At 37.4% G+C, this 10,579-nt stretch carries 8 protein-coding genes; 2 read left to right on the top strand and 6 right to left on the bottom strand.

Translation table 11 applies throughout. The features are described 5' to 3' along the window. Positions 1–404 precede the first annotated feature (404 nt). From serS to AC2JF9_RS06575, 3 genes are all read right to left on the bottom strand, one after another. Complete coding sequence (gene serS / locus AC2JF9_RS06585; protein WP_500726204.1) at positions 405–1,712, bottom strand: serine--tRNA ligase; 1,308 nt, start codon at positions 1,710–1,712, stop codon at positions 405–407. A gap of 374 nt (positions 1,713–2,086) precedes the next feature. Next, the gene (locus AC2JF9_RS06580) at positions 2,087–2,617 is read right to left on the bottom strand and encodes a GNAT family N-acetyltransferase (RefSeq protein ID WP_500726201.1); all 531 of its coding nucleotides are present in this window, start codon (positions 2,615–2,617) and stop codon (positions 2,087–2,089) included. Further along, positions 2,617–3,222 (bottom strand): TVP38/TMEM64 family protein, encoded by a 606-nt coding sequence (locus AC2JF9_RS06575; RefSeq protein ID WP_500726199.1) that lies wholly within the window; start codon positions 3,220–3,222, stop codon positions 2,617–2,619. Before AC2JF9_RS06575 ends, AC2JF9_RS06580 begins: the two co-directional genes overlap by 1 nt. 205 nt (positions 3,223–3,427) lie before the next feature. Here AC2JF9_RS06575 and AC2JF9_RS06570 point away from each other — a divergent pair, with 205 nt between their 5' ends. After that, positions 3,428–4,207, top strand: coding sequence for an alpha/beta hydrolase fold domain-containing protein (locus AC2JF9_RS06570; RefSeq protein WP_500726196.1), 780 nt, complete (start codon positions 3,428–3,430; stop codon positions 4,205–4,207). 138 nt (positions 4,208–4,345) lie between these two features. Continuing rightward, the gene (locus AC2JF9_RS06565) at positions 4,346–5,722 is read left to right on the top strand and encodes an NAD-dependent succinate-semialdehyde dehydrogenase (protein WP_500726193.1); all 1,377 of its coding nucleotides are present in this window, start codon (positions 4,346–4,348) and stop codon (positions 5,720–5,722) included. A 47-nt stretch (positions 5,723–5,769) separates the two neighbouring features. Here AC2JF9_RS06565 and AC2JF9_RS06560 read toward each other — a convergent pair whose 3' ends face one another. The 3 genes from AC2JF9_RS06560 to AC2JF9_RS06550 form a co-directional block, all read right to left on the bottom strand. Further along, entirely contained in the window at positions 5,770–6,792 is a 1,023-nt protein-coding gene (locus AC2JF9_RS06560) for a zinc ribbon domain-containing protein (protein WP_500726190.1), read from the bottom strand. 149 nt (positions 6,793–6,941) lie between these two features. Next, positions 6,942–9,845: an MMPL family transporter gene (locus tag AC2JF9_RS06555; RefSeq protein WP_500726187.1), complete on the bottom strand. Its 2,904-nt coding sequence runs from the start codon at positions 9,843–9,845 to the stop codon at positions 6,942–6,944. A gap of 17 nt (positions 9,846–9,862) precedes the next feature. Then, on the bottom strand, positions 9,863–10,420 hold the full coding sequence (locus AC2JF9_RS06550; protein ID WP_500726185.1) for a TetR/AcrR family transcriptional regulator: 558 nt from the start codon (positions 10,418–10,420) through the stop codon (positions 9,863–9,865). Positions 10,421–10,579 lie beyond the last annotated feature (159 nt).

Genomic DNA, 10,579 nt, shown 5'->3' with positions numbered 1-10,579 from the left:
AACATTTTGCCAGTCTCTTGCTTGCTTGTCAAGCTCTTTTTACCCTGACTCTTGTCTCGATTCTCTTCTTTGACAGCGTTCTATATCTTACTAAACCACTCGCTCTTTGTCAACTGGTTTGGCTTGATTTCTATACTTAGTGTCTAATCTTCATTAGTTGTCTTAAGCACAGATAATACTTTACTCTAATTGATTATGGTCGTCAAATTTGAAATTTTGTTCGTTATTTAACGATATATTAACCATGATTAGTTTTATCTAATGCCTATCTCTTGCTGAATTTTCTAACTTTTGGCAAATTAATTGATAAGTTTATTCGTAATTTTCTCTTTTTATAGGTTAAATACGTCCAAATGAAATGATATTTTTTACAAAATAAAAAGGCTACTGTGGCCTTTTTATCTTTAAATTAAACTTTTTTCTTTAACGATTTTTTTCATTCCATTCATATAAGGAACTAAAACATCTGGAACTGTAACGGTCCCATCCTCATTTTGATAATTTTCTAAGATTGCTGCTACGGTGCGACCAACAGCCAACCCTGACCCATTCAAAGTATGCGCCAAGTGCAACTTACCAGCTTCATCACGATAACGAATTTGAGCGCGGCGAGCCTGAAAATCGGTGCAATTAGAACAACTTGAAATTTCGCGATACTTATCCTGAGCTGGTAACCAAACTTCCAAATCGTAAGTTTTAGCACTAGTAAAACTTGCATCTCCTGTTGATAAAGCAACAACATGATATGGCAAGTTCAGTTTTTGCAAAAGATGTTCTGCATTCTTAGTTAGCTTTTCAAGTTCATTCCAAGACTCTTCTGGCTTACAGATTTTAACCATTTCAACTTTTCTAAATTCGTGCATTCTGATCAAGCCACGGGTATCACGACCAGCAGAACCGGCTTCACTTCTAAAAGCAGGTGAAAGTGCAGTTACGTTAATCGGTAGCCTATCTTCATGAATAATCTCATCACGGAAATAGTTAACTAGCGGAACTTCAGCAGTCGGAATCAAAGTTAAGTCGAGTGGTTTGTCAGGATCGTCATTATCAACGATTGTATAAACGTCTTCACGAAACTTAGGAAACTGTCCCGTTCCTTGCATTGATTCATCATTAACCAAGTAAGGTGGAATTACTTCGGTATATCCTTCCTTAGTGTTTTCATCCAAGAAAAAGTTGAAAACTGCCCGCTCAAGTAGCGCACCTGCACCTTTATAGTAGACAAAACGTGCACCAGAAGCTTTGGCACCACGATCCCAGTCCAAAATATCTAAATCCGTACCAATTTCCCAGTGTGCTTTTGGCTTGAAACCTAACTTAGTTGGTTCATGCCACTTACGAATCTCTTGATTATAACTTTCGTCTGGACCAATTGGATCAGAGTCATCTGGAAAGTTTGGTAGCCTAAGCAGAATATAGTTTTGCTTTTCAGTTAATTCAGCGACTTTTTCGTCTAACTCCTTGATTTCTTGTCCGACTTTACGCATTTTTTCAATCGCATTTGAAGCATCTTCTTTATTTCTCTTAGCTTCAGCAATATCTTTTGAAACCTTGTTACGTTCAGCCTTTAATTGTTCACTGCGGCTTAAGCCTTCACGACGCTCGGCGTCAATTTTAACTAATTCATCGAGCTCTTCAGGCTTAACATTACGTCGGCCTAATTTATCTTTAGCCCAATCAAGATTCTCGCGAATCACTCTAATATCTAGCATCTTTTTAACCTCCATCAAAAAAGCCAATTCATCCCTCAAATTGGGACGAATTGGCTTTATACAGGCTTCGCGGTACCACCCAGTTTCAACTATCAAAATAGCTGCACTTAATTAAGTTGGCGATAACGGTGCCGCAAACCGTGTAACTATTAATTACCCACATCAATGAAATCTGGAAACGACTTCTGTTCGCTTTCACCAGCCCGCGAACTCTCTGAAACTGTCTTAGGATTCCGTGTTTGGATATTATTTTAAGCCATTCTTTCTGTTTAAGCAAATAGTATTTGCTGGTAAAACCATTTTATTTGGATATAAGCGAACTAACCATAAAGCTCTAAGTAAAAAATGGAAAGAGCTAAAAAGTTCTTTCCACCTTATTCAATCTTATCAAGCCATTTAGCTTTTTTTAGTACAAAGTACTTTTCTTCATATGAAAATAAGTTACTAATCTTACTCATATCAACAGAGTAAATATATTTAAAGCCCAAACTCATCAGCAGCTTTTGCGAGCGAAAATTATCTTTAAAAGTGCCTGCCCAAATTTCCGTTTGTTTTAGTTCAGTAAATGCGTAAGTAAGCAGTAACGTTAAGGCTTCAGTCATATAACCGTGCCCTGATTGGGCTTTATCCATTAAAAAGCCAATTTCTTTACTGGTTAATAATTCAGTTTCACTAGTTCCACGCTCATACATTTCAACTAAACCAATTATCTGGTCGCTGTTTTTGAGACAAACGGCATAGCTGTATTTTCTTGACGCATATTGAGCTGCTGCAGTTTCAGCCTGAGCCATATTTTTATAATAACCAAAACCAGCAAAATGTTGATAATATTTATCTTGACCCCATTTATAAAGAGCTGGCGCATCTGCTAACTTAAATGGTCGCAAATATACTCGACTAGTCATTATTTGCCAACTACCTTTAGCAACCAGTCCATCCCGAACATCAGCGCAAAGCTGTATGCTGCAATTGTCCAAGGCTTACCTAAAATGATAATCCAAAAGTAAGTCCAAAATTTCATATCTGTTAAGCCAGCTAACAGACAAAGCACATCATCCGGTGCCATTGGAGCTATAATACAAACTGCAAAAAACCAATTAAACTTCTTCTGGTTTTTAGTCCATTTCATATACTTATCAAGTGTTTTCTCTGAAACAATATGCAAGATGAATGGCCGGCCGTAAAATCTAGCAAGAAAAAAATTGATAATGGATCCAATACAGACACCAACATAGTTATAAATAAAGCCCACGAGAGGCCCAAAGAAAATAACTCCGCCCAAAAGAGAAACTCCACCAGGAATAATTGGAATAACAACTTGAATAATCTGGATTAGAACGAAGATGACTGGCCCAATAATTCTTTTATCAGCCAAATACGCCTTCATTTTCGCCTGACTAGTAAAAATCCCTAATTTATACCAATAGATACATAAAAGGATAATAATAATCCCGCTGACAACGGTCAAGATGTTGATTAATCTTCGACTAGCTTTAGCTGACAGATGCATAATTTACCTCCAATATTAAGGCTCATTTTACCAAAAAATCAGGTTCATGATTGCTTTTTATCACATTCAACATAATAACTTAACTATTTTATAGCACCTGCTATAAAGTCCTAGACATAAATTACCAATAAGTTGGAGTTTTTTCAAAACAAAACGACTATATATTTAAAGTATAATGAAGGTAGTGCTATTAGGAGGTAGATTTATGATTCAAATTTTAACAGACGTCATTTACGATAATAAAAAGCAACTTGCGACAGATATTTACTTACCCACAACAACTCGTGGAAAAAATAAAATTTTGCTTTTTTGGCACGGTGGTGGCTGGTTTCGCGGAGATAAAAGTGATTTAAAAGATCTGTGCATAAAAGCAGCAAATCAAGGCTTTACCGTCTTTGCCCCGAACTACTCTTTAGCTCCAACAGAAATTTTTCCAGCTGCACATAATGATTGCAGCAATTTTGTTCAGTGGCTTTCAAAAAGCGACTACGTGAAAAATACCGACACTCAAATAACCCAAATTGGTGCTAGTAGCGGCGGCGTAATGGCACTTTTTCTTGCAGGAAAATTTGGCTTTCCAACTGTAACTTGGTCCGCCCCAGTCAGCTACTCGACGTGGATGACTGACCATAATGATGTTAAACCTTCTCCATCGCCCCAAAACGATTTAGGTTTAGATAACTTATCAGCAATTAACGCTGCTTTTTACAAATACTTTACTTTGACATATGCCGGAACAGCAGACCCAGCGACTTTGCAAAAACTTGATGCACAATCATATGATTATCAAAATTTACATCAACTTCTAATGATTAATTCAACTACTGAACTATCTCCGATTAAGTATTTACTGGATTTTGTTGACCGACTCGCTAAAGCTAATCATGGTATTGACTTGAAATTAATTGCGGGAAAAAGGCACGCAATGGCGTACGCTAATGACTATATTGATGAATCGCTTAAATATCTGCTAAACACAATTTAACTGCTTATCAACGTTAACTTACTTATTAATAATTAGTAAAGCTCAAGTAAACGGATGTTATTTTTTTGAAAACGGTTTATAATATTCTCTAACACTTATCCGTTAGGACAGATAGCAATTTATAAGGAGATAACAATTATGGCTAAATATCAATCAGTCAACCCATATACTAACGAAGTTTTTGCCAGCTATGACAATCCAACAGCTACGCAAGTTGAGGAATCTATTAGCTTGGCCCACGCATTATATAAAAAATGGCGCTTTGAAGAGCCTGAAGCTCGTGTGTCAATACTTCATAATATTGCCAACGGTTTTCGTGAACACGAAAACGAAATGGCAGAAATTATGACCAAGGAAATGGGCAAAATGATCGGTGAATCAAAAGGAGAAGTTGAACTATGTGCTTCCATCTGTGATTATTACGCCGACCACGGTCCAGAAATGCTAAAGCCACAACCAATCGAGTCAAAACTCGGCAATGCGTACTACTTAAAACAAGCAACAGGCGTAATCATGGCTTGTGAGCCATGGAATTTCCCACTTTATCAAGTAATCAGAGTTTTCGCACCAAACTTTATCGTTGGAAACCCAATCTTACTCAAACATGCTCACAACGTTCCCGGTTCCGCTGCATTGGCAGCTAAAATTATCAAGCAAACAGGAGCGCCTGAAGGTAGTTTAATCAACCTTTATCCTACTTATGACCAGCTTGATGACATCATTGCTGATCCACGTGTTCAAGGGGTTGCTTTGACAGGCTCAGAACGCGGTGGCGCTTCTGTTGCTCAAAATGCTGGTAAAAATTTAAAAAAGTCAACGATGGAACTTGGTGGTAACGATGCCTTTATAGTTTTGGACGACGCTGATCCTTTTGTTTTAAAGAAAGTGTTGAGTACGGCTAGGACTTATAACGATGGCCAGGTATGTACTTCTTCTAAGAGAATTATCGTTACTAAATCACGTTATGATGAAGTTTTACATGAATTAAAAAATGTCTTTTCAAACTTAAAAGCGGGCGATCCACTTGATCCTAGCACCACCTTGCCACCAATGAATTCAATGGGGGCAAAAGACAAGCTAGTTAAGCAAGTAAATGAAGCAATTAAAGCTGGAGCTAAAGTCTTTTACCAATATCCAGAGGTTGATTCCGCAGGTGCCTTCTTCTCTCCAATTATCTTGACTAATGTTGACCGCAATAATCCTGCTTATGATCAGGAGTTCTTTGGTCCAGTAGCTATTGTTTACGAGGTTGCCGACGAAAGTGCCGCAATTGAACTAGCAAATGATTCAAGCTATGGTCTTGGCTCTTCTGTTATTAGTACCAACGTCAAGCATGCCCAAGAAGTAGCTGCCCAAATTGAAACAGGTATGACTGTTATCAACGGAACTTGGATTAGTTCCGGTGAATTGCCATTTGGTGGCATTAAAAAATCAGGTTATGGCCGGGAATTAAGTGAACTTGGCATGATGGCTTTTGTTAATGAACATCTGGTAATTGATATGCCAACCAAGTAATTTCTAATATCTAAGAAAAAACTGGGTTCAATATGAACCCAGTTTTTTTACTGCTTATTTTTTCTGAATAAATTATAGCCTGATAGCAAGGTAGTCATAATACTCGACAAAACCAGAAAAATGGTAGATGTCCCAACCGAGACCGCATATAAAAGTAACTGACTGGTAATGCCTTTTAAAACTCCTGTATTCGATAAGGTACTATTTGACAATCGAAAAATTAAATAAACTAAGAAAATTGATTCAACTAGTGACAAGACAAAGGCAATAATTCGACCTTTTTGCAAATCTTTTAAAGTATAATACAAAATTAAAATTGGGAAAAAAAGCATTAATAGCCAGATTAAGCAAAGAATAACTCCGGATAGTATTGTGGAGCTTGATGAAAGTAGTCGACCGGCCAAACTAAACATCACTCTAGTGATCGACATCTTACCACTGTATGAAATATCGGAAACAGATGCTCCCGAACCAGTAAACAAAACAATTAAATTAATAACTGACATCAAAACGACCATCAACTGCACAAAACTAAAGTGTTTTTTTACTGTCTCAGTTTTTTCACTCATATGTTCTCGCCCTTTAGTTGCAGCACGACTTTTTGAGCGAACTTTTTGCTTAGAATCTTCGACATTATTAAACATGTTCGAGCCAAGCTGATTTATTTTTTCCGTTAAGCGTTCATCGACCGTATAACGTTCAATCTTTTCTACTCGCGCACAAACAGCGTAAAGCCATATCAGTAAAGCAAAAAAACAAATCCAACCAATACTGCGTGAAAAACTCATGATAAATAGCAGCGCGATTCCTAGTAAAAAAACAATCATACTATTTTCTCGAATCCACCGTAGCATCTTTGCTACAACTAAGTTTTGTTTTTTAGGATAAAATTCCTGACGATAAGCCTGGCGGTTGGCCAGATTCTTGGCGGTTTGTTCATCTTCATAATTAGCCTTTTGATGCTCATCAGTAAAAAAGGCATCACGATATTTTTGTAAATTAAAATGACAATTTGGACAAATTTCATCAGTGTCAGCAATTGAACGACCACAATTTGGACAAGTAATCATAGAAAACACCCTTTGCACATATATTATCTAATACGTTAATCATAAAACAAAAAGTACAATAAAGAAAACTTCTTTATTGTACTTTTTAATTATAGTAATGAAAGTGAATTGATTTTTTAGCTTCCAAATGGCTAAAAGGTTTAATCAATTTAGCTTTTTACTCGTTTATTCTTTTTCCAGTGTATCCCTTCATAAGTCAGCTTAACCGCTGCTGGCAAGGTAATTGGCATGATAAATACCAAAATAACCAGCCCAACAATAACAGTCAAGGCAACTTCAATTAAAGTTGGAATACCTGAAGGAATTAAAGCAGCAAAAGTACCACCCAGAATAATCGCAGCTGAAACAACCACTGTTCCGATAATACCACAGGCCTTAAGCATTCGCTCACTCGGCTTATTGCCTTCAATAGCGCGATAACGCGACATCAAGAAAATGCTGTAGTCAACACCAAGGGCAATCAATAAAATAAAGCCGAAGAATGGCGTATTCCAAGTTAACATATTTTTACCCATTGTAGCTTTAACAACCCACTCGGTAATTGATAATGAGCAGAAGTAAGCAATGAGTAAAGTACCTAAAATATAAACAGGTTGCAGAAGTGAACGGGTTACAAAGATTAATGCAATGCCAATGCCAATCAACATAATTGCTGCTGTTCTGATAAAGTCTCTGTTTGCAATTTCTTTAATATTAGCAATATTGGAACTCTCACCGCCCATTGCAATTGTCGCCTTATCTAAGCGCGTACCTTTTAAGCTCTTTTTAGCCATTAGGCTTAAATCCTGAGACTTTTCAGTTGCTTTAGTGCTACTTGGATTTGAGCTAAAGACAATCATAATCATGGCTGACTTCTTGTCCGGACTTAAGTAGTTCTTAACTGAAGTCTGGAACATATCATTTTTAATAAACTCTTTTGGGATATAAAAAGTATCTGCAGCTGATGATCCAGCTAGGCCGGTAAGGTAAGCAGCTCCTTGGCCTAATCCGCTATTAATTTCGTCAACACCCGAAGTAATCTTCGGCGAATTGCTTGCAAGCTGACTAGCACCTGAATCCAACTTGCCAACGCTTGAGTCAAGTTGGCCAAGACTTGAATTAAGTTGACCAAGACCACCATTTAAAGTCGAAGCACCGCTGTTTAACTGACCTGAAGCAGTAGCTAATCTACCGACACCAGATTGTAATTGGCCCATTTGACCCGAAATATTAGGCATTGCTGCGGACGCTTGTGCCCAAGATTTTTCTAAGGCAGCACCAGCGGCTTGCATCGCAGCCATCTTTTGTTGAGCTGTCAGACCAGGAATACTATTGATACTTTGAGTTAAGTTTGCCTTGTAACTCTTTTCAAGGTTGCCTTTGATACTTGATTGAGCTGCAGCAATCCCTTGTGATCCAGTAGAAAGTTGGGAATTTAACTGGTTCAAACCGTTGGTCATTTGTTGAGTACCATTTTGCAGACGGCTTGCACCACCTTGTAATTGACCGGTTCCACTTTGAAGCTGACCGGTTCCACTCTGCAGTTGGCTTGTGCCATCAGCTAGTTGATTAGCACCATTAGCAAGCTCTTTGCTTGCTTTGCTTAGTTTTCCTAAACCAGCACGAGCTTGATCAACACCTTTATTAACCGTATTTAACTGATTATTAACGTAAAGTTGAGAAATTGGTTCACCGTATGGTTGGGTAACTGAAGTTACTAATGAAACGTCTTTGGAAGATTGTAACTGTCTAGTCAATTGGTCAATTAAGCGCAAATCAGCTTCATTATCAAGCCGGTGGTTACTCTTAATGTAAAGAGTCGATGGCTCAGCCATACCCTTTGAAAAGTCCTTTTCAACCACAAGCATTCCGGCTTTGGCAGAATTGCTGTTGTCAATTTCATCAGTATCATCGTAGTTTAAGTGGCCTGAGTACATTAAAGCAAAAGGCGTTACAACTACTGCTAAAACAACTAAGTAAATAATTGGGTGAGTCATAGCACTCTTAGAAATGCCGTGCCACAGCTTGTCTTCTTGTTCTCCAGTAAATTTTTTCACTGGCCAGAACATTTTTTCTCCCAAAACAGCCATGAAGAATGGATTTAGGGTTAATAAGACAACCAATAAAATTGCCACCCCGACAGCTACTCCAACTGCTGATTGATAAATTGAGAACTTAGCTAGGCTTAATGCTGAAAAACCAATTAAAATTGATGATCCAGAGTAAAGAATGGTTTTACCGGCTACTCGAAGAGAATCTTTCATCGCTTTATAGCGGTCCATGCCCTTACCCAGGTCTTCTTTAAATTTATCGTATAACAAAATATTGTAGTCAGTACCTATGCCAAACAAAACAATCACCATAAAGACTTGCGTGAAGTTAGAGAATGGGAAGTTTTGGTACTTAACTAAATTAGTCACAATTGAAAAAGAAGTGATGAAGGACACACCAACCGTTAATAGTGAAATTAGCGGTACAATTGGTGACTTGAAAACAATAACTAGAACAATAAAGATGAAGACAACTGTAATTGCTTCAGTCTTTTTAATTCCCTCTTGAATTGAGTTTGAAAAAGCATTCTGTAATACATCAGCTCCGGTGACGTATGTTCTTATGCCTGCAGTCTTAGCTGCATCATTAAGTTCTTTTTCAACGTCATTAATTGGAGCATGCTTTTTAGCAACGTTAACTTGTAAAATCCAAGTTTTGTTGTTTTTTGACTGTAATTGCTTCTTAGTAGCGATATTATCATCTGGTGCAAGGACCATTTTAATACCATACTGCCGCTTGTTTTCTTTTATTTTATCGATGGTGGCGTTGATTGCCTTTTTATCATCAGCAGTTAGGCCCGTTTTTTTGTTAAAAACAACTGCAACCTGATAGGTATCTTTTTGCTTGGGTCCCCAATCATTTTGAATTGACTTTGCTACTTCACTTTGAACATCTTGGGGTAAGGAAATATTTGAGTGATCACGCGTTAACCCTGTAACGTCTGGCAAAGCAACAACAGAAATAATTAAAATTAAAATCCATGCAATGAATGAAAAAATATGGTTCTTTAATAGTTTTTGCACTCCGTTTTCCTCTTTTCTTACAAAATATTTTTAGGCTGCACTAATTTGATAATCAAATCATGATAGCCTTGGTCAGCCTCGGCACTTGTTTCTTCCTCAAAAGACGCTGACACATCCAAAAATACATAACCCAATACAGCGCCAATTAAAGAATGAAGTGAAACCGTGCTGTCACTTCTTAAATTTAGTTTATCGGCCAATGCGATTACATTCATAATTTCTTTGGTAATAGCATCATCTGGCTTATACTCATTCAAATGGTAAAGAATACTAAAAAGTGCGGGATCATTCAAAATAAAGTTTCGTACAATATCCGCAAATTTAAGCAACGCTTCTTCACCAGAAAGTCCAATTAAGTTTTCAACCAATTGTTTACTTAGAATTTTTATTCTACTTGCGCCAACAAGTGACAATAATTGCTTACGACCTGAAACGTAATGATAAAGAGACTGTGAACGAACGCCTAGCTCTTTGGCTAAGTTCGGCAGAGTAGTCGCGGAAAGTCCCTTCCGACCAATCAGCTCCGTCGCCTTCGCAATCACCTTATCAAGATCGAGGCTCCTCTTTTTAACCAATTTCAACCCTCCTTATGACAGCAACGTGAACAATATAACACTACACGTTGAAGAATACAATCTACAAGTTGTAAATTATCCAAAAAACTTTAGTTAATTTCTAAAAACGCCGTGTTATTACTTATTCGCACAAAAAAAGAATCCTAAAATATGGATTCT

This window comes from Lactobacillus sp. C449L, assembly GCF_059900815.1.
This window is presented reverse-complemented; position numbering and strand designations above follow the sequence as displayed.